General features: G+C 69.8%; 16 protein-coding genes and 1 pseudogene. 4 read left to right on the forward strand and 13 right to left on the reverse strand.

The annotated features are described in order from the left end of the window. Nucleotides 1-2: 2 nt before the first annotated feature. The 6 genes from AOK15_RS20855 to AOK15_RS20880 all read right to left on the reverse strand — a co-directional run bounded on the left by AOK15_RS20855 (nucleotide 3) and on the right by AOK15_RS20880 (nucleotide 6,179). Nucleotides 3-725: a class I SAM-dependent methyltransferase gene (locus AOK15_RS20855; RefSeq protein ID WP_240508521.1), complete on the reverse strand. Its 723-nt coding sequence runs from the start codon at nucleotides 723-725 to the stop codon at nucleotides 3-5. A gap of 211 nt (nucleotides 726-936) precedes the next feature. Then, nucleotides 937-1,935, reverse strand: a complete 999-nt coding sequence (locus AOK15_RS20860) for a glycosyltransferase (RefSeq protein WP_240508522.1) — start codon at nucleotides 1,933-1,935, stop codon at nucleotides 937-939. 182 nt (nucleotides 1,936-2,117) lie between these two features. After that, nucleotides 2,118-3,371: a glycosyltransferase family 4 protein gene (locus tag AOK15_RS20865; protein ID WP_240508523.1), complete on the reverse strand. Its 1,254-nt coding sequence runs from the start codon at nucleotides 3,369-3,371 to the stop codon at nucleotides 2,118-2,120. 47 nt (nucleotides 3,372-3,418) lie between these two features. Beyond that, the gene (locus tag AOK15_RS20870) at nucleotides 3,419-4,054 is read right to left on the reverse strand and encodes a class I SAM-dependent methyltransferase (RefSeq protein ID WP_055519092.1); all 636 of its coding nucleotides are present in this window, start codon (nucleotides 4,052-4,054) and stop codon (nucleotides 3,419-3,421) included. 173 nt (nucleotides 4,055-4,227) lie between these two features. Beyond that, nucleotides 4,228-5,112 (reverse strand): WecB/TagA/CpsF family glycosyltransferase, encoded by an 885-nt coding sequence (locus AOK15_RS20875; RefSeq protein WP_240508524.1) that lies wholly within the window; start codon nucleotides 5,110-5,112, stop codon nucleotides 4,228-4,230. Between the two features lie 65 nt (nucleotides 5,113-5,177). Next, on the reverse strand, nucleotides 5,178-6,179 hold the full coding sequence (locus AOK15_RS20880; RefSeq protein ID WP_055519096.1) for a UDP-glucuronic acid decarboxylase family protein: 1,002 nt from the start codon (nucleotides 6,177-6,179) through the stop codon (nucleotides 5,178-5,180). A 190-nt stretch (nucleotides 6,180-6,369) separates the two neighbouring features. On the opposite strand from AOK15_RS20880, the gene AOK15_RS20885 reads away from it, so the two are divergent. From AOK15_RS20885 to AOK15_RS20895, 3 genes are all read left to right on the forward strand, one after another. Beyond that, nucleotides 6,370-7,029, forward strand: a complete 660-nt coding sequence (locus AOK15_RS20885; RefSeq protein ID WP_079058600.1) for a sugar transferase — start codon at nucleotides 6,370-6,372, stop codon at nucleotides 7,027-7,029. Between the two features lie 184 nt (nucleotides 7,030-7,213). After that, on the forward strand, nucleotides 7,214-8,032 hold the full coding sequence (locus AOK15_RS20890) for a hypothetical protein (RefSeq protein ID WP_055519099.1): 819 nt from the start codon (nucleotides 7,214-7,216) through the stop codon (nucleotides 8,030-8,032). Between the two features lie 19 nt (nucleotides 8,033-8,051). After that, a complete protein-coding gene (locus tag AOK15_RS20895; protein WP_055519132.1) occupies nucleotides 8,052-9,899 on the forward strand; it encodes a DUF4012 domain-containing protein in 1,848 nt (615 codons plus the stop codon). Nucleotides 9,900-9,956: 57 nt separating this feature from the next. Here AOK15_RS20895 and AOK15_RS20900 read toward each other — a convergent pair whose 3' ends face one another. The 3 genes from AOK15_RS20900 to AOK15_RS20910 form a co-directional block, all read right to left on the reverse strand. After that, nucleotides 9,957-10,607: an arsenate reductase/protein-tyrosine-phosphatase family protein gene (locus AOK15_RS20900; protein WP_063799018.1), complete on the reverse strand. Its 651-nt coding sequence runs from the start codon at nucleotides 10,605-10,607 to the stop codon at nucleotides 9,957-9,959. Between the two features lie 85 nt (nucleotides 10,608-10,692). Beyond that, nucleotides 10,693-12,186: a family 43 glycosylhydrolase gene (locus AOK15_RS20905; RefSeq protein WP_420876935.1), complete on the reverse strand. Its 1,494-nt coding sequence runs from the start codon at nucleotides 12,184-12,186 to the stop codon at nucleotides 10,693-10,695. A gap of 106 nt (nucleotides 12,187-12,292) precedes the next feature. Beyond that, nucleotides 12,293-13,723 (reverse strand): glycoside hydrolase family 43 protein, encoded by a 1,431-nt coding sequence (locus AOK15_RS20910; protein WP_055519107.1) that lies wholly within the window; start codon nucleotides 13,721-13,723, stop codon nucleotides 12,293-12,295. A 379-nt stretch (nucleotides 13,724-14,102) separates the two neighbouring features. Between AOK15_RS20910 and AOK15_RS20915 the strand changes: the two genes are divergently transcribed. Next, entirely contained in the window at nucleotides 14,103-15,689 is a 1,587-nt protein-coding gene (locus AOK15_RS20915; RefSeq protein ID WP_055519109.1) for a sigma-70 family RNA polymerase sigma factor, read from the forward strand. A 72-nt stretch (nucleotides 15,690-15,761) separates the two neighbouring features. Here the strand turns inward: AOK15_RS20915 and AOK15_RS42410 are convergent. From AOK15_RS42410 to AOK15_RS20935, 4 genes and pseudogenes are all read right to left on the reverse strand, one after another. Beyond that, a pseudogene (locus AOK15_RS42410) lies at nucleotides 15,762-16,547 on the reverse strand (alpha/beta fold hydrolase); the annotation flags it as partial. A 28-nt stretch (nucleotides 16,548-16,575) separates the two neighbouring features. Further along, nucleotides 16,576-17,289, reverse strand: a complete 714-nt coding sequence (locus AOK15_RS20925; RefSeq protein WP_055519114.1) for an ABC transporter ATP-binding protein — start codon at nucleotides 17,287-17,289, stop codon at nucleotides 16,576-16,578. Next, entirely contained in the window at nucleotides 17,286-18,101 is an 816-nt protein-coding gene (locus tag AOK15_RS20930; RefSeq protein WP_055519116.1) for an ABC transporter ATP-binding protein, read from the reverse strand. The genes AOK15_RS20925 and AOK15_RS20930 overlap by 4 nt, the downstream gene beginning before the upstream one ends. After that, nucleotides 18,098-20,125 (reverse strand): branched-chain amino acid ABC transporter permease, encoded by a 2,028-nt coding sequence (locus tag AOK15_RS20935; protein ID WP_055519118.1) that lies wholly within the window; start codon nucleotides 20,123-20,125, stop codon nucleotides 18,098-18,100. Before AOK15_RS20935 ends, AOK15_RS20930 begins: the two co-directional genes overlap by 4 nt. Nucleotides 20,126-20,231 lie beyond the last annotated feature (106 nt).

Below are 20,231 nucleotides of genomic sequence, written 5' to 3' on the forward strand. Positions count from 1 at the left end.
CCCTAGTCCCGCACCTCGTAGACGAGGAAGTCCGCGAACGAGGTGTCGGGCCTGGTCGAGTCGGTGCAGGGGTACCGGTTCCCGACCCTCTCGCGGAGCCGCCACCGGGGAAACCGCTCCACCACGTCCCGCGCCACCGGGCGGTGGCGCACATGCGGCGGGACATGCCCCTGCGCGGCGAGGGTGTCCGAGTCGCTCGTGTAGAGCACCACGAACCGTCCGGCAGCCCCGAACACCTGCGACAGATGCAGGTCGTAGAGGTCATCCTCGACCAAGTGGTAGATGACGTCCAGCGACAGCGCCAGGTCCGCCCGCACGAAACCGGCGGGGTCCGAGAACAGCCTCGGACTGAACGTCAGGAAGCTCTTGGTGGAGTCCCCGGCGAACCGGGCGACGGCGCACCGAAGTCCTGCCGGGGACACATCGAGACCGAGGTAGCGGGGGTATTCGGCGAGTTCGAGCTGGCGGCCGTCCCCGCAGCCGAACTCGACGACCGATGTCACGCCGTTCTCGGCGACGAACCGGTTGAGCACCTCGGCCTTGAACCGGGCGAGCGCATCCTGCGACCCAGGGCCCGACGTGCCTCCCTTTGCGTAGCGCTGCTCCCAGTAGGTGAGCGACCCCGGGAAGAGCCGCCGTCTGGCCGAACGGTGGACGGCGTCGACCGCCGGCCCGATGAGCGGCATGGTGCGCACGGTCTGTCCGGCGGACCTGCTAGGTGTCACGACATGCTCCTGTCTGGGTGGGGGACTGTCCGCGAGGATCCCGCGGTACGGCTGTTCAGCGAGTTCAGCCTTGGCCGACCACGTGGTACGGAGCGCCCGGCGCCGACCCGCGGCCAAACCACCACGAACGGTGACAGCAGGCTGTGGAAGGCCAGAACCTCGGGGAAATCGATGCGTCGTGCGTCGTGAGTCGTGAGTCGGTTGGACGGGATCATCGTCTGCTGATCAGCCGCAGCAGTCCGTCGCAGAACCGCGTGGCCATGCCCTCGGCCGTGTAGTCGGCGGCATCCGTCGCGCAGGCCGCGCTGAGCGACGCCAGACGGGCGGGGTCGTGCATCAACCCGGCTGCGGCTGCGGCGAAGGCAGCCGGATGGTCCGGTGTGATCGCGGCATTGCGGCCGTCGACCAGGTACTCGAACTCCGGTGCGTGCCAACGCCAGTCGGTTGTGATGATCGGGGTACGCAGGGCGAACGAGTCGACGGCGCACAGGCCGACCCTTCCAGGCATCAGCATGACATCGCTGACCGCTCCGAGCAGGGCCGCGCTCCGCCCGGTCGCGCGGCCCACCGTGACCACGGGGCTTCCCGGGCGGGAGGCGGCCTCGGCCACCAGCCTCTGCTCGATGCCGTCCCCGGCCACCAGTAGGCGAAACCCAGGCAGTTGATCGGCGATCCGGCTGACGGAGTCGAGCAGGAAGGGGATTCGTTTCGGCCTGTCCAGTCCGCCCAGGAACAGTGCGGTACGCCCGGGGACCAGGCCGTACCGCTGCCGTAGTGCCTCCGCTTCCGCATGCTCGGCCGTCCCCGGCTGCTCGGCGCGCTCGCGGTCGGCGACCAGTTCCCCGGTGTCGGTGGAGTTGCGCACCACGGTGATTCGGGCCCGGGGAAAACCGCGCGATGCCACGTGAGCGGCTCCGCTCTCCGTATAGGCGAAGAACCACGCGCCGTGCCGAGTCAGCGTGTCCTTGATCGAGGAACCCAGACGGCCGGCGGGCCTGGTATAGGTCCGGCCATGACCCCAGAAGGCGACCCGGGGAGCGCGCCCCGCCGGTCGCCCGATCAACTGCTTCAGCAGAAGCGGATACGTCTCCAGATTGTGCAGCGCCTGTTCCACCACGACCGCGTCGGCAGAACCCGCTCGACGCTGTACCTGATGCCACATCAGGTATCGCCCACGAGGCGCGGGCAGCCTTCGGGCGGGCACCTGCACCGTGCAGGTGCAGGCCGTTGTGTCCCGCCGGGCTTCATGACCCGGCAGGGGAGGGCCGTGCAGTACTTCCAGGGCGACACCTTCGGCACCGAGGCAGGTCTGCACGTGCTGGAAGAAGGTGGCCCGATACTTGGGCACATACGACTGCACGACGACGACGCGTCGCCGGGAGCCACTTCTGCTCAGCACGCCGCCTCCGAGATGTCAGTGCCGCGCCGACCTGCGGCACACTCGATGGCCTGTGCGTAGACGGAGGCCATGGTGGCCGCCCAGGACGGTGCGGCGTATAGCTCGGCGTGCACCCTCCGGCAGTGCTCGCGCAACGCGGGAAAGTGCTTGTGTGCGGCAGCGAGCGCGTGCGGCAGCTCGCCGGCGCGGTTGTAGACGGCACCCGTGCCGTGGCGAAGCACACTGTCCGCCGCGGCCGACCCGGCCAGGGCCAGCACCGGCAACCCGGCGGCCAGGGCCTCCTGGTAGACGACGGGTGCCATCTCGGGACAGACACTGGGGAAGATCAGGCCGGTATAGCGGGGCAGCAGGCCCCGGAGCTGCTGACGTGAGAGCGCGCCGACGAGCCGAACCCCTTCGGGTGCGGCTGCTCTGCACGCCGACTCCAACGGGCCGGACCCGATCACGTCGAGCGGTTCATTCTCCGGCCAGCTCTGCAGCAGCGGAACGATGCCCTTCTCCTGGCTGAGGCGGCCGGCGAACACCCAGGGCGTCGCCGACTCTTCCACGGTGGAGTCCGTGGTGGAGTCCGTGGTGCAGGCGGCTCCTGAAGCGTCGACGAAGTTGGGCACCAGGGCGAGCTTTCGGGGCGGGAAACCGAAGCCGAGATAGAAGTCCCGGCTGTATTCGGAGAGCACCACCAATCGGTGGGCGCGACGCAGCACGGGATGCATCGCCGGACCTCTACGGCCGGCCCATGCCAGGGGGAGGGTGGCGCTGCGTGCGGCGCGATAGCAGCCGTGCCGTAGCCCTGCCCATCGGTCGCCGTCGGGACATGCGGTGCACATCCTGCCGTCACGGAAGAGCGTCCCGGCCGCGCATGCCGGACGGTAGTTGTGCACGGTGGCGACGAGGGCGCCAGGCCAGCGCTCCAGCCAGCTGGTGCCGAAGTTGGGGAACAGGTTGTGGACATGGATGACATCAGGGGCAAATCGCTTGAGCTCCGCCAGGGGCGACCGGCCGTGGCCGGTTGCGACTCGGATCGCAGCTCGCACGCTGTACCCCGGCTCAGCCTGCAACGCGTCGGTGTGCGCGGCGACGATGGTCACCTCGTGTCCGGCTGCGCGCAGCGCCTCCGCTTGGTCGAGCACGACTGTGTTTTCACCACTGGGCTGGTGCGAAGAATAGAAGCTGTGCACCAGCGCCACGCGGTAGGTCGCGGGACGCCCGGGTGGACCGTCGGCCCGGAGGTGAGCTGTCTCGTTCACTCGGCCATCCTCGGCATCCGTGTCGCCGATCAAGCGCGATGGGCGGCTCACAGGCGGTTTTCGGCGACGAGGCCGAAGGTCGTCGCCGGGAAGCACCGTTCTCCGGCGGCCTGCAACAGTCCCGACTGGGTGGACCAGTACCGCTTGACCTCCACCTCCTGGAAGGCCGGGTCGAGCAGGTCGTGCAGGGCATCCTCGTCCACGCCGTCGCGGACGACGTGGTACTCGACCATGTCGGCCTCGTTCGCCTCGTCGTAGACGCCGCGCCATCGGCGCAGGCGAGTGGCGAGACCGCGGCGAAGTTGGCCCTGTCCGAGTCTCCAGAGGAAGTAGGCGTTGCGGTCCAGGCTCATGGACAGCCGGGAGCGGCGGGGGTACCACAGGGGATCCTGGGCGCTGAGGAACGCGCCGCCGGGAACGATCTGATCGATGAGCTGTGCGACGGTGCCCAGGTAGTCCGGGATGTGGTGCAGGACGGAGATGCATACGACGGCGTCGACGGGCCCGGCCTGGCAGGCCGCGGTGCCGTCCTTGTCGTACAGCACGGTGACGTTCGGATTGCGCCGGAACCGGCTCTGGAGAAGGCGGACGCTCGGTTCGCTCATCTCCGTCAACGTGACCTGAGCGCCCGCAGCCACAAGGTGGTCGGTGAAGGTGCCGTGCCCGGCTCCCAGTTCGAGCACTCGGCACTGCCCATTCCGGCCGATGACTCCCTGTACCAGGGCATGCAGGTTTCCGATCAGCCGGTCCCGAATGGTGTGGTGGCGGATATGCGGGGAGCCTTTTGCGTAGTCATGCCCGATTCCGTGTTCGCGCTCTTGCAGCTCCCGCATCGAGGGTTTCGCCGGCGTGATCGTCATGGCCGTACCCTAGGAACCTCACGGGGAGTCTCTGGGACCTGGCCGATGAGTTGGCCCCGATTCAGGCTATCGGCCGCGGGGCGCACCGCACTGTCGGCGGTGCGCAGGGGGCGGCTCGCTTGGCGTACCACGCCGCGTACGAAACGCGCGTTGCCGAACAGGTACCGCCGCCACAGCCGGCGTGGCTCGCATCCCAGACGGAACAGCCATTCCATTCCGTTGCGCTGCATCCAGGGCGGTGCCTGCCGCTTGGCGCCGGCGATGAAGTCGAAGGCGGCGCCCACGGCTACGGCCACCACGGGAAGTGCGGCACACAGGTCGGCGGCCCAGCGGTCCTGCTTGGGGGTGCCGAGTCCCACCCAGACGATGTCCGCTGCGGCGGAGCGAATGTCCTCCACCTGCTGGCGCAGTTCCTGGGGGGACAGCGGCCGGAAGGGCGGGGAACTGGTGCCGACGATCCGCGTCCCCGGGCAACGCTGTCGCAGTTCCCGGTGCAGCGCGTCCAGCACCTGGGGCGTGGAGCCCAGTAGGTAGTGGTTCAGTTCGGTGTGCTCGGTGAGGGCGAAGACGTCCAGCAGGAGGTCGGGGCCGTAGACGCGAGTGCTCGGCAGGGTGGCACCACGGTGGAGCAGTTGGTTGGCCCATACGACCGGCTGTCCGTCGGGGAGGTTGAGAGAGGCCGAGCGCAGAATGCCGTGCAGCTCGGGGTCCCGGTCCGCGAGGGCGAGCGTGTACGCGTTGGCCAGATGGACATCACTGCCAGGAGGGACTCCGAGGGCGTCCGGTCCGCCGGTGCCTCCATGGCGTGCCGCGTGGATCCGATGGACGAGGCCCACGACGTGGCGGGCCGCGTTCTCGCGGGTGTGCGCGGTGATGGGCACCCCCAGGCACTCGACCACGGGCGCGGGCGACGTCGGTCCGGTCGTTCGTGAGCTTGGTGGGGCGGTCATGCGGAAGCGGCTTCGGTGCTCAGCGGGAGTGCGGCGGCTTTGTTGTCGCGCTCGGCGAACTCGGAGAAGGGCAGACGGCGTCGGAAGTCGGTGATGGTGTCGCACAGGCCGCGTTCCACCGGGGTCGTGGGCTCCCATCCCAGGAGTTCGCGGGCCAAGGTGATGTCCGGGCGCCGCATTCTCGGATCGTCCTCAGGGCGGGGGACCAGCGTGACGTCCGAGCCGGACCGGGTGAGTTTGCTGATCCACTGGGCCAGTTCGAGCATGGAGACCTCGTGTGGATTGCCCAGGTTGACCGGCCCTCCGTGGCTGCTGGCGAGCATCCGCATCAACCCGTCGACCACATCGTCGACATAACACAGGGATCGGGTCTGACTCCCGTCGCCGGTGACGGTGATCGGCTCTCCGCGCAGCGCCTGACGAATGAAGGTGGGGATGGCCCGCCCGTCGTCCAGGCGCATCCGCGGGCCGAAGGTGTTGAAGATGCGCACGATCTTGGCGTCGACGCCGCGGCTCCTGCGGTACGCCATGGTCAGCGCCTCGCCGAAGCGTTTGGCTTCGTCGTACACCGACCGGGGGCCGACCGGGTTGACGTGGCCCCAGTAGTCCTCTGGCTGAGGGTGGATCAGGGGGTCGCCGTACGACTCGGAGGTGGAGGCCAGCAGGAATCGAGCATGCTTCGCGGCGGCAAGGTCCAGGGCGTGCCAGGTTCCGGCCGAGCCCACACGGAGTGTCTGCAGGGGCAGTCTCAGGTAGTCCGCGGGTGAGGCGGGGGAGGCCAGGTGGAAAACAGCGTCCACCGGCCCCGGCACGTCCAGCCCCTGAGTGACGTCCCAGCGGCAGAACCGGAAGTGTCGCTCGCCCATGAGATGTTCGATGTTGTCGGCGCTGGATGTCATGAAGTTGTCCACGCAGACCACGTCGTGGCCCGCGTGGAGCAGTCGCTCACACAGGTGAGAGCCGACGAACCCGGCGCCACCCGTTACTACCGCTCGCATGAAGGTCCTCTCGGTAGGCCCTGTCCGAGCTGGTGGACGGGGCGGCCGCAGTGTCATTGTCGAAAATCGGGCAGATGTCGTGTTTCTATCTATTAGCCAGGCGTGAGCCGAATGAGACGACAAGTGTGTGGAAACACCTCGCGGTGCAGCACCTTTCACTCGTCTGTCGCACCAGGAGGAGGGGCGCGAAATGTCGTTACCCGCTGCGGAGACGGCTCGCCGCTGTTCGAACGCGTGCCGCCTGTGGCGATGGGCGGGGCCGGTGGCCAAACGGGCCATCGACATGGTGGGGGCCGTAGCGCTGCTCGTGCTGGCGGCGCCGGTGCTCCTCGCGGCCGTCGTCGCCGTGAGGGCGGACACTCCGGGGCCCGCATTGTTCTGTCAGCGGCGCACGGGTTGGTGCGGCAAGGAGTTCAAGCTCCTCAAGCTGCGCACCATGCAGGTCGGCTCCGAGGGATTGCGGGTGGCGCTGGCCGACCGGAACGAAGCCGACGGGCAGCTGTTCAAGATTCGCGAGGACCCTCGTGTCACCCCTGTGGGGCGTTGGCTGCGTCGTTACTCCCTGGACGAGCTGCCGCAACTGCTCAACGTGCTGATGGGACAGATGTCGTTGGTCGGTCCTCGGCCGTTGCCGGTCGAGGACTCGGTGTTCACCGGGGAGGCCCGGCGTCGCCTGCTGGTCCGGCCGGGGCTCACCGGCTTGTGGCAGATCAGTGGCCGGTCCGACCTCGCATGGGAGGACGCCCTGCGCCTGGACCTGGAATACGTCGACACCTGGTCGATCCGGAAGGACCTCGTCATCCTTGCGAGGACGCTGCCTGTCGTACTGCGCGGCGAGGGTGCGTACTGACACCGTCGGTGCCGAGCCGCTCCCGCAGCCGGTGTGGCCGCGAGGATCTTGGGTTGCGCCATAGGGGGGAACTTGAGGCGTCTCGCGCTAATTCAGGAGTGAATACAGCCATAGAGAAGGATGTGGGTATTTATTGGCGGCGCCGCCATCCGGACATGAGATCAGCTGGGAGATTGGTAAAAAGATGATCAAGTCCTCGTCGTGGCGGGCCGCCCTGGCTGCCACAGCCGCCACTTTCGTTGCCGTCGTACCGCTGGCGACCGCGCAGGCCGCGTATGCCGACGCGCCCACGAGTGTCTACCAGCCCTACCCGCCGGAGTTGAGCACTGCCACGGTGCCCGCGGGTGGAGTGGTCTACTTCGTCGCAGAGGGGTTCGAGCCCCGCGAGGTGGTCACCGCAGCGCTCGTCCCGCAGTTCTCGACCACCCTCAGAGGATCGTTCCGCAGCGGGGGCGGTGAAGGCGGCGGGGGCAAGTGCAGGGAGCGGGACACGAGGTACCGGGCCAACGCGAGAGGCGCGGTGTTCGGGTGCTTCAAGGTGCCCAAGAAGACTCCTCCCGGACCCTACCTGTTCACGCTCACCGGCGAGGAGTCGGGAAGCGTCTCCGCGCCCCTGACGGTGACGGCGAAGAACGGGCACGGGCACGGGCACGGGAACGGGAACGGGCACGGCCCTCGGGAGCGAAGCGCGGACGGGGCGAGCCTCCTCTTGGAAGGCGGCGCCGAAGGACTGCCGGGCACCGTCAAGGTCGCCGGCAACGGAAAGACCCTCGCCCTGAGAACCGGTGCCGCCGGGGAGCAGCCCGGCTCCGTCGGGACGACGAGTCAGCAGGCTCTGGCCGGCTACGACGCGACCAGTCACGTGAGTGGCGGCACGGGGCCGGCGGATACCGGGTCGGGTACGAACTGGGCGCTGGTGGGTGGGGCTGCCGGGCTGGCCGCCATCGCCGTCAAGGCGGTCACGGTCGTACGACGCCGTCACACTCGCACCGAACAGGGCTGAGCCGGCCTGCAGCATGCGCATGCCGCACCTCGGGAAGTCCACCGAACCGCACATTGCCGACAGCCTGGTCCGATGGGTCCGTCACCGTCGGGCCAGGCTGCTCGTGGCCGTCCTCACGGGCCTGCCTCTGGCCGGCGCCGGGTGGATCGCCGTCACCGGCATGCTCGCCCATGACGAGCTGCTGGCCTCTCAACGGGCCTTGAACTCGCTGCGGCAACAGATCGCGGCAGGTCCCCTCGCGGACGGGTCCACGGGAAGTGCCGTACCGGTGAAGCAGAAGGCCGACGCCGCCGTACGCGCGGCAGCCGCACATGCTGCGCGAGCACACGGTCTCACCACTGGTCCGGCCTGGTACGCGGCCGCGCACGTGCCTGTACTCGGTGGTCCCGTCCGCACCGTGCGCGGGGCCGCGGAGGCCGCTGAGCGGTTGACCCGCGATGTGCTCTCCCCGATGGCGGACATCGCCACCCGAGTCACCGCCGACACGGCAGAAGACGGTGGTCACCTGAGCCTCCCCGCGCTCCGCCGCGCCGCTCCGGCTCTCGACCAGGCCTCGCGCAGCGCCTCCGATGTGCGTCGCGAGGTCGACGAGTTGCCTCGCGACACCTGGCTGCCCGCCGTCGACCGTGCCCGAGCCCAGCTTGCCCGGAAACTCGACCGGATCGTCCCTGCCGCGGGCGACGTCGCCGCGGCGACGCGTGTGCTGCCGTCCATGCTGGGAGAGCGGAGCCCACGGCGGTATGTGGTGGTGTTCGAGAACACGGCCGAGGCGCGTGGCACCGGCGGGCTGCCCGGAGCGTTCGCGGTCCTCGGCGCGGACCGGGGCCGCCTGGCGTTCGAATACTTCGGCAACGACACCGAGATGGCGGACGCCGTCGCGGCGGTCGACCTGGGCGACGAGTACGCCGCGTCGCACGGGCACAACGCCCCCACTACCACCTGGGTCAACTCCAACCTCAGCCCGCACTTCCCGTACGCCGCCCGCATCTGGACGGCCGCATGGGAGGATCACACAGGGCAGAAGGTGGACGGAGCCTTCGCCCTCGATCCCAGCGCTCTGGCAGGGCTGCTCACCGCATCAGGACCCGCCCGTCTGCCCGACGGCACCGCGATCACCGCTGCCAATGTCGTGGATCTCACCGAGCGCAGCAGCTACGCGGCCTACCCGGACACTCGGGAGCGCAAGGCTTTCTTCCTCAATGTGGCCGGCGCCGTCGCGGGGAGGCTGCTGGACGTCGCGAACGATCCGCCGCGACGGCCCGCGTTGTTCGCCGCCCTGAGCGGGCAGCTGAGGTCGGGCCGGGTCAAGATGTGGAGTGCTCACCCATCTGAGCAGCGTGAACTCCGGCGACGCCCGTTCGGCGGTGCGCTGCCCGACACCGCCGACCCGCTCGCCGGGCTGGTCGTCAACAACGCGGCCGGCACCAAGCTGGACTACTACCTGGACCGGCGTCTGGAGTGGGCTCCTGGCCGGTGCGTCGCGGCCGGTCGTGAGGTCACCGTGACCGTGGACCTCACCAACAGGGCACCGGCCTCGGGACTCCCCCCGTATGTCACCCAGCGAGTGGACACCCCTTCCTACCGGACACGGCCCGGCGACAACCGCCTGCTGGTTTCGTACTACGCGACCAAGGGGGCGAGGCTGGCCAAGGCGGCTCTGGACGGCCGACCGGTCATGGTGAACCAAGCTGCCGAGCGCGGTCGCCCGGTCTACACCCTTGACCTGGAGCTGCCCGCAGGTTCCACCCGCTCCCTGGAGTTGCGCCTGCTGGAGAGTCGCTCAAGCGTTCCTCCGTCGCTGCTGCGCCAGCCGATGGTGCGGCCCTTGCGAGCCGCGGTGCGGCCGTACCCGGCGTGTGGTGACTGACCGCTCGGCTTCCTCCACGCTCGTGGCACCCGGTCGCCTTGCCGTCCCGGGGATCCCTCAGGCTCGGGATTCGAGCGTGAGGTGCTCATCGTCATGGCGAAGGCCCAGGACAGCTGCGGCGATCCGCTCCACCGGCTCGGCGATGCGTGCCGCGGTCTCCCGGGCCACCCACAGGGGGGCACCGTAGGGATCAGCCACGTCATCGTCGTCCGCACCGTTGCCGTCAGTTCCACGCCGGGCCGCGGCGCCCCTGACCAGCGCTGCGGCTCGCTCGGCAGGGTCCGTCGCACCCGCGGCGTCCCCCGGCCTCAGCAACCGGCCGAACTCGCGCAAGGTGAAAGCCCGCCGCAGGGCCCACGGTGGAGACAGTCGCACGGCCGCCTCGCGGTGCTCCGTGGCAGCACCCAGCACCAGGTCGGCGTCCTCCACCAGTGGTGCGGTCAACCGGCGAGCGAGCGCGCCGCGGGGATCCCCGCCCAACTCGACGAGGAGGGTTGCCGCCGCCGGATCCATGGGGGTTCCCGCCGTGGCCGCGGTGCCGGCGCTGCTCACCCGGAAACTCCCCGATGTTCCTGGAGACGCGGCGAGCCGGGCCGTCAGCAGGCGCTCGGCCAGTGGGGAGCGGTGCAGATTTCCCGTGCAGACGACGAGCACCCGAAAGTGCGCGCCCCTGCGTCCCGGCATCGGCGCGGCAGGGGAAGGGCTCATGGGGGAAGTATCCCGCCACGTACGGTCGTCCCGGGCGCGCCTCACCGGGTGGCCCGACGCAGGAACACGGATGCTGAGGTGGTGGTCAGGTGGTCGGTACCAGCCGCCACTGCTGGCAGTTGTTGTTCAGCCAGGTCCACTGGCGGACGTCCGTGCCGTTGGCGGTGCCGCAGTTGGCGACGTCGGCGACCTTGCCGCTGTTCTCGTTGACGATGCGGACGTAGTCACCGGTGGCCGTGTACACCAGGCGGTACTTCTGGCAGTTGTTGTTCAGCCAGGACCACTGCCGGATGTCGGTGCCGTCGGCCGTCCCGCAGCTCGCGGTGTCCATGACCTTGCCGGTGGCGACGTTCACCAGCCGGTTGGTGTCGTTGCCCAGGTCCTCGACCCGCCACTTCTGGTTGGCGCCGCCGTTGCAGGTCCACTGGAGGATGTTGGTGCCGTCGGCCGCGTTGCCGCTCGCGACGTCCAGGCACTTGCCGCTGTTGCGGTTGACGAGGGTGTACGCGTTCGGGGTCGTCGCCGTCTCACCGGAGGGGCCGGCGAGGGTGGTGCCGAGGGCGACGGGCGTACCGAAGTTGGGGGTGCCGTCCGCGTTCCAGGTGAACTTCTGCGCACGGGTCGTCCGGCCGTTGTCACAGCCGTCGCTCGCCGCGTCGTTCGCGTGGTAGACGATCCAGTTCTCGGTGCCGTCGGGCGAGGTGAAGAACCCGTTGTGGCCCGGGGCGTAGACGCTCGCCGCGTCGTCGCGGCTGAAGACCGGTGTCGGCTTCTTCGTCCAGGCGGCGGGGTCGAGCGGGTCGCTGCCGGTCAGTTCCAGCTGGCCGAGCTGGTAGTCGGGGGTGTCGCAGGCGCTCGCCGCGTAGATGAGGAAGGTGCGGCCGTCACGCTGCAACGCCTCCGGGCCTTCGTTGATGGCTGCCTTGTGGGTCTCCCAGCTGAGGGTCGGCGTGGAGATGACCGTCCAGTTCCCGGAGACGGTGTACGGGTTGGTCATCGGGGCGATGACCAGGCTGGGCGGCGTGCTGCTGTTCGTTCTGCCGCTGCCGACCAGGTAACTGCGACCGTTCACCCGCAGGACGCTCGCGTCGATCAGCCAGTTGGTCGGGTAGAGGTTGGCACCCGTGATCATCGACTTGTACGTGTAGGGGCCCATCGGGTCCGTGCCGGTGCTCTCCAGGACGTGTGTGCGCTGGGTGCCGTTCGCCCCGCAGCACGAGGTGCCGCTCTGCCCGGCGGAGTAGTACAGGTACCAGTGGCCGTCGGAGAAGTGGATCTCCGGCGCCCAGATGTTGGAGTTGCGGCTGGGCGTGGTGTCCGACCAGATCTGCACGCTGGGAGCGGTCGCGAGGCCGGCGAGGGTGGGCGACTTGCGCATGCCCAGGACGCCGGTGAACGTCGTGGTGACCAGGTAGTAGTTGCCGTCGTAGTACTCCAGCCAGGGGTCGGCGCCCTTCACCGACTTCAGCGGGTTCGTATAGGGGCGGCCGTCCGCCGCGGACGCGGGGCCCTGTGCGCAGACCAGCGCGGTGAGCAGGGCCAGGGCGCCGGCCAGCCACGGCTTGAGATGGCGAAGGATCACAGCACTTCCCTTTCTAGAGACAGAGGCAGAGGCAGAGGAAAGGCGACGCCGGCGCTCTCCTGGAGGCGCCGGCGTCCCTGTCGGTGTCGGTGTCGGTGTCGGGTCAGTTCGTCACGCGGAAGGTGGCGTCGGCGCGTCCCGTCGCCGTGGTGATCGGGTCGAGCTTCAGGTAGTAGGCGTAGTGGCGGATGTACCGGTCCGGGTGGTTGTAGGACTGGAAGGAGGACCAGGTGGAGTCGGCGAGGCCGGCGACCTGGTTGAAGGTGGCGTCGGCGGCGAACTGGGCGGTGCCGTCGTTGCGGACCAGCTGGAAGTCGTTGTTGGCGTGCCGCAGGAAGTAGCCGCGGTAGTTCACCGACTCGAAGGAGACGGTGCCGGTGCCGGCCAGGCCGGGCCGGATCCGGAACTGGGCGTCCGGACCGGTGATGTTCTGGTCGATGCGCACGTCGAAGTTGGCGTGCCGCACGTACCGGTCCTGGAAGTTGAACGACTGGAGCCGCTTGGCCGGGGTGTCGGTCCAGCGGGCGAGGACACGGGTGTCCTCGGCGGCCGTGAGGTTCAGGATCGAGCCGTGCCGCTTCTTGTTGACGCCCATGTTGTAGCTGCCCGACGCCGGCAGCTGGTAGGTGCCGGGGACGGAGGGGTTGGTCGAGGTGACCGGCATGTAGCCGCGTCCGGAGGAGTACTGGTCGAGGTAGAGCGCCCACTCGTTGCGGTCGCGGAACTTCATCCACATCGGGCCCTCGACCTGGGCGCCGGTCAGTCCGATGCCGGAGAGGTTGCCGAGGTTGGTCCACGTCCCGAGGATCGAGTTGCTGCCTTCGAGGGTGATCTGGCCGTCACCGGAGGCCCGCACGTAGCGGTAGTTGCCGACACCGGCCGGCATCTCGACGATCTGGGTGTCGATGAGTTCCTGGGTGCCGGGGCGGTCGATGTAGATCTGCGGGGTGGTGATGGTGCGGAAGTCGCTGGTCCGGGCGTAGAAGATGCGGTGCTTCGTCGCGCCGTTCTGGGGCACGTTCGTCGCCCAGTACAGGACGTAGTTGTTGGTCGCGGGGTCCCAGATCGCCTCCGGCGCCCACGCGTTGCGCCCGTCGGGGATCGCGCCGGCCACGTTCAGCAGCCACGGCTCCGACCAGTTGATCAGGTCCGTCGACTCCCACACCACGAGGTTGCGGCTGCCGTCGTTGATGGACTGACTCCAGTTCTGCCCGCAGGAGATGCACAGGTCGGTCGCGATGATCCAGTACTTGCTGCCGTCGGGGGACCGCACCAGTGCGGGGTCGCGCACTCCCTTCGTGCCGACCGTGGAGCGAAGGGCTATTCCGCCGCCGTTCAGGTCGGACCAGTTCAGGCCGTCCGTGCTGTACGAGAAGTAGATCTGCTGGCCGTTGGAGCCCTCCCCGATGAAGTGCGTCATCAGATAGCCCGGTTCGGCGGCGGCCGCCCGCTCGGGTGCGGCCAGGGATTGCGAGGTGAGGAGCAGGCAGGCGGCGACCAGTACCGCCGCCAGCCGCGAGAGAAGCGTGCGCATGTGCGTTTCCCGTCTTTCTGCGGGTGCCGGGACAGGCGAAAGGCATCCGGCGAGTACGCGTTTGGTTCGAAATGCCGGACATTGTTCGTGAATTCGGCGAAAAGTTAGAGGTGGGTAAGACTGAGTGTCAAGGGACAGGACAAGAACCGTGGTGCGCGGGGGTCCGTACACACAGGAGACGCGCCGGCGCGTCGCGCATAACGGAAAGGACGGGGCGGGCCGCGATGGCCCTGGCCTTCTCCGGCGGCCAGGCGGTGGTGGCTGAGCCGCGTTGACGCCGGCGGCAGCTGAGAAGCGACCCACGCGAAACCCTCTGGAATCACTCCTGGCACACTGGCGCCTCGGCACATCGGCAGGGTGACGGGACAGGTGGGGCGCGGTGCGCTCGCAGGACAGGCAGGAGCGGCCGGACGCCGCCGTCGTCACGGCGGCGCGGGCGGGCAACCGGCAGGCCACGGAGCAGCTGGTACAGGACTGTCTGCCGTTGGTCTACAACATCGTCGGGCGGGCGCTGGACGGGCACAGCGACGTCGACGACGTGGTCCAGGAGACGATGATGCGGGTCCTGGACGGGTTGCCCGGACTGAGGCAACCGGACCGGTTCCGGTCCTGGCTCGTCGCCATCACCGTGCGACAGATCCGTGACCGGTGGCGCGGAGGACGTACCCCGCTCACCGCGGAACCGCTGGAGGGGAACGAGCACGAGTCGGACCCGCGGGCCGACTTCTCCGACCTGGCGATCCTTCGGCTCGCGCTGTCGGGTCAGCGGCGTGAGGCGGTGGAGGCGACCCGCTGGCTGGAGGAGGAGGAACGCGAGGTACTCGCGCTGTGGTGGATGGAGAGCGTCGGCGAACTGACCCGCGGCGAGCTCTCGGAGGCCTGCGGTCTCACACCGCAGCATGCCGCGGTCCGCGTCCAGCGGGTCAAGGAACGGCTGGAGACGGCGCGCACCGTCGTACGAGCCGTGACGGCCTCGCCGCGCTGCCCGGACCTGTCCGCCGTGCTCGCCTCGTGGGACGGGCGGCCGTCCGGGCTGTGGCGCAAACGGCTGGCACGCCATGTCCGAGACTGTCCGCGGTGCCTGTCGAACTCGTCCGACCTGATACCGGCGGAGGGGCTGCTGGCCGGCCTCGCGCTGGTGCCGGTGCCGGCCGGCCTGACCGGCCTGGTACTGGCCAGGGTGCTGGGGGCGGGCTCGGCCGAGGCGACCGTCGGCGCGGGCACGCGTACGGTGAGCGGTGCGAGCCGTACCGCGCGGACGATCGGCCGGCTCGCCGCCAAGCCCGTGGCGACGGCGGCCGCGGGTGCCGTCACGCTCACGGCCGCCGGAGTGGCCTGGTACACGGCCGCGGGACCCGACGAGCCGACCCCGCGGCCCGCCGTCGCGGCCCCGCTGTCGCCCGCCGCCTCGTCCGCGCCTCCGTCCCCGAGAACGTCCGCCTCACCGACACCGACACCGACATCGGCGCCGACATCATCGACATCGACACGGCCACCGTCATCGGCCCCGGCGACGACCGTTGGGACGCGGTTCGCGGGGCGGCATGCGCTGCGGTCGGTCGACCACCCCGGTGACTACGTGAGCCAGTCCGGCCGACTCGGCATCCTGGCCCCGGTCGGCGCCACCAGCTCCGCGGCCACCCGACAGGCGGCCACCTTCACCTTCGTGCCCGGCCTGGCCGACCCCCGCTGCTCCTCACTCAGGGACGCCGCGGGCAGGTATCTGCGGCACTACGCCTTCCGCGTCAGGCTGGACACCGACGACGGATCCGCCATCTTCCGCAAGGACGCCACCTTCTGCCCCCGTTCGGGTGCCACGGCCGGTTCGGTCTCCCTGGAGTCCTACAACTACCCCGGCCGCTACCTCCGCCACCGGGACGACCTCCAGCTGTGGCTCGACCCTTCCGAGGGCACGGCCGCGTACCGGGCCAGCCGCTCCTTCGTTCTCGTGGAGCCCTGGAGCTGACACCGAGGGGGCGAGGGTGCGGTTCAGCCAGGCCAGGAGGTCGCTGACGATCTCCCGTCTGTTGGTCTCGTGGAACAGCTCGTGGCGGGCCGCGGGATAGATGAGGTAGGTCACCTCGGTGAGGCCGGCCTCGCCATAGCGGTCGACCAGCAGGTTGCTGAGGGAGAGATCGGCGTTCAGCGGGTCGTGATCCCCGACCAGGACACAGACGGGCAGATCCGCCGGGACGCCCCGGGGCCGGGCGAGGGACGCCGAGGCGAGGGCGATGTCGGCCATGCCCCGGGCGTCGAGGCTGAAGCCGCACATCGGGTCCGCGAGGTAGGCGTCGACGGCCGCTTCGTCCCGGCTGAGCCAGTCGAACGGCGTGCGGCTGGGCCGGAACGCCTGGTTGAGCGCGAGCAGCGGGTCTCCTCCCTCCGCGACCGTCTGCGCCTGGGCCGCGAGCATGGCGTCGACGGCGGTGGTGCCGGCCAGGGCGAGCGCGTCGATCAGATGGGCGTGGTCGAGGACGTACTGCTGCGAGGCGAAGGAACCCAGGCTGTGTCCGAGCAGCGCCAACGGCAGGCCGGGGTGCCGCTCGCGGATGGTCGTCGACAGGGTGACCATGTCGCCGACGAGGCGGTTCCAGCCGTCGTCCCCGAGGTGACCGGGCTCGGCGTGCCTGCTCAGCCCGTGTCCGCGGTGATCGTTGGCGTAGACGGCGTAGCCCTGGGCGGTCAGTGCTGCCGCGAGCGGTGCGTAGCGGCCGGCGTGCTCGCCCATGCCGTGGGCGATCTGGACGACGGCTCGCGGGGGCGTGTCCGGTTTCCACGCGTGCACATGGATCTGGACGCCGTCTTCGCTGTCGAAGGTGAACATCGGGCTCCTTCTCTTGGGTACGGCCGGGTCAGGCGTGCTGTTCGCCGAGGTAGCCGGCGATGATCCGCGACTGGTCGGCCCGGAGTTCCCGGGCGGTGGCGTGCGCGGTGATCTCGCCGTGGGAGAGGACGTAGCCGCGGTCGGCGATGTCGAGGGCGAGGCCGACGTGCTGTTCGACGAGCAGCACCCCGCAGCCGGTGTCGTCGGCATAGCGCCTGACGATGGGCAGCAACTCCTCGACGATGATGGGTGCCAGACCGAGGCTGAGCTCGTCGAGCAGGAGCAGCTTGGGGCCACGGGCCAGGGCTCGTCCCATGGCGAGCATCTGCTGCTCGCCGCCGGAGAGCAGCCCTGCCTTGCGGTCCTGGAGGCGGGACAGGGCGGGGAAGTAACGCTGGGCGGCGGCCTGGTCGAGGCGCTCGCCCCGGTGACCGAGACGCAGGTGCTCCGCCACCGTGAGACCGGAGAAGATGCCTCGTCCCTCCGGAACGTGGGCGATGCCGAGGCGGGCGCGGGTCGCCGCCGGGACCCTGCCGAGGTCCGTCCCGTTGAAGGTGACCGTGCCGGCCAGGGGGCGCAGCAGCGCGGAGACCGTCTTGAGCGTGGTGGTCTTGCCCGCGCCGTTGGCCCCGAGGAGGGCGACGACCTCTCCCGCGCCCACGTCGAGGTCGATGCCGCGGATGACGGCGGCTCCGTCGTATCCGGCGGTGAGGCCGGCCACCTTCAGGACGGGGGTGCTCATGGTGTCTCCGGTGTGCTGGTCAGGGCCTTGGCGGAGCCACCCGTCGGCGTGCCGGGCGTGGTGGCGGGCTGGACGGCGGATGCCCCGAGGTAGGCGGTGACGACAGCGGGGTCGGTGCGGACCTGTGCCGGTGTCCCGGAGGCGATCACCTTGCCGAACTCCAGGACGACGACGTGGTCGCAGATGCCCATCACGAGGCTCATGTCGTGGTCGATGAGGAGCAGCGCGGTGCCGGCTTCAGCGACGTCGCGCAGTCTGCGTCCCAGTTCGGCGCTCTCCGCCGTGTCCAGGCCGGCCGCGGGTTCGTCGAGACAGATGATGCGGGGCCGGGCCGCCAAGGCCCGTGCCACACCGACGAGTTTGCGCCTGCCCTGGGACAGTTCGTGTGCCGAGGCGTCGGCCAGGTCATCGAGTCCCAGGGCCGTGAGGGCTTCGGGAACAGCGGGGTTCGGGGCCGGGCGGCGTCCGAAGGTCTCGCCGAGCGCGGTCCACCACGTCGAAGGGTCCGCTGTGACCTGGAGGTTCTCCGCGACCGTGAGGTCCTCGAAGAGTTCGCTGCTCTGGAAGGTGCGGGCGAGTCCTCGGCGGGCCCGTACATGGGGCGGCCGTCCGGTCAGGTCCTTGCCGTCCAGTTCCACCCGTCCCCGGGCGGAGACGAGGCCGGTGACCGCGTCCACGAAGGTGGTCTTGCCGGCCCCGTTGGGTCCGATGAGCCCGACGAGTTGGCCCTCGCCGACCTCCAGGGAGACATCGCTGAGCGCGTGGACGCCGCCGTAGCTGACGCCCAACTGCTGGACAGAGAGCACGTTCACGGTGCGACCTCCTTGGCGTCGGCGGGGGTACGGCCGAGGCGGATCCCCGGGGGACCGGCGGTGGACGCGTCGGCCGCCGGTGGTCCCGTCGTGGCCGCGGCGCGTGCCGCCCTCTTCGCTCTCTTCCGGCGGTGGGCGGCGCCCGCGATGCCGTCGGGGTTGGCGATCAGCGTCACGATCAGGGAGACGCCGCCGAACAGCAGGGCCCAGGTCCCCTTGATCCCGAACCATTTGTCCAGCGCGTGCGGCAGCAGTGCCTCGGTGGACATCAGCCCCGCGATCACGGCTCCGGACACCATGGTGATGCCGCCGATGTAGGCGAAACCGATCAGGCCGAGGGCGGCCAGCGCGGTGAACCGGGCGGCGCTGACCGAGCCGAAGTTGTAGCCGTAGAGGGTGCCGGCGGCGCTGGCGATGAAGGAGCTGATGGTGAACGCGGCGATCTTCACGGCCCGCACGTCGACACCGGCTGCCGCGGCGGCGCGCTCGTTGGAGCGGACGGCGAGCATCCGCCGGCCGAGTCCGGTGCGCCGGAGATGGGCGACGTACAGTCCGAGGGCGACGGTGACGGCCAGGACGAGGAAGCCGAACATGGGGCTGGGTTCGTTGCCGTCCAGGCCGCGGAAGTCCGCTTTCGGCCCGAGGTCGATCCCGAACAGACGCGGCGCGGGTACGGACACTCCGGCCGTTCCGCCGAACGAGGTGTTGTTGAACAGCGCCTGCTCCATGGCCAGGGCCGCGGCCAGGGTGACGACGGCCAGGCTCACTCCCCGCACCCGCAGGGCGGAGACGCCCGCCGCCACTCCCAGCAGGGTGGCCAGCACCATCGCGCCGAGGGCGGAGAACGGGAACGGGATCCCCAGCCGGACCGAGAGATGGGAGAGGACGAAGCCCGCCGTTCCGGAGAGCGCGAGCTGCATCACGGAGATCTGCCCCACGTAGCCGGTGATGACGACGTAGGACAGGACGATGACCATGCCGATCAACGAGTTGGTGAGTGCCTGGCGGAAGTCGAACGGGAGCACGATCAGTGCGGCGGCGCCGACCACGGTGGACATCAACGCGGGACGCAGCAGCCGCTCGGGCAGGGGCACCGCGGGCAGTCGCTGTTCGACGAGTTCACCGCGGCGCGGCAGACCGGCGCCCCGCACGTACAGGGCGACGACCATCAGGGCGAAGACGAGGAGCTGCTGGAGGCCGGGCATGGCGTTGCCGTCGTCGGTCGGGAACCAGCTCTGTGTGGACAGGTAGTAGACGACCGACTGGAGCACTCCGATGAGGATGCCCGCGGTGCAGGCGATCCACAGCGAGGTGAACCCGGCGAAGAGGGCGGCGGCCAGGGCCGGGACCACCTGGAGGGGCAGCGTCATGGAGTCGACCTGGACGATGGGCGCGGCCAGGACACCGAGGAGCCCGGCGACCAGGGCGGCCAGGAGGGTGTTCGCCATCGAGACGCTGTTGGGCGACAGACCTGCCAGAAGAGCGGCCTGTTCGTTCTCCGAGGCCGCGCGGGTGGCCAGGCCGAAGCGGCTCCACCGGTACAGGGCCCCGAGGACCAGCGCGATCACGACGACCAGACCGGCCAGGACGAAGCGGTCGGAGGGTGTGGTGACGCCCAGCACGGTGACGGTGCCGGCCGGAAGGATGCTCGGTGCCTGCTGCGGCTGGACCCCGAAGACCAGCAGGACGGTGGCCTGAAGGGTGAGCAGGATGCCGAGGGAGGCCGCGAGTTTCGCCAGCGGCGAGACGGTGCGCAGCGGCTTGAAGACCGCCACCTCCGTCAGCACCCCGACGGCGAGCGCTACGGCGAGGGCGCCGGCGAGAGCGGGCCCCACGGGCAGCGTGACCCCGAAGAAACCGGTGGTCAGGGCCCAGAAGGCATAGGCCGAGGCCATGGCGACGGCGCCGGTGGACAGGTTGATGATGCCCGAGCCCCGGTAGGTGACCACCACGCCGAGCGCGATGCCGGCGATCAGTGCCCCCTGGCCGAGGCCGAGCAGGGCGAAGAGCAGGATCTGTTCCATGCATGACTCCTGTCATGAGCCCGCGATTCCGCGGGTCCCGCGCTGCTGAGGTCGCGTCCTGCGAGGGCCGCGACCTCAGCAGCGGCGGGGCGGGCGGGGGCTCACT

It is taken from the genome of Streptomyces ossamyceticus, assembly GCF_001418475.1.
GTDB classification, from domain to species: Bacteria; Actinomycetota; Actinomycetes; order Streptomycetales; family Streptomycetaceae; genus Streptomyces; species Streptomyces ossamyceticus.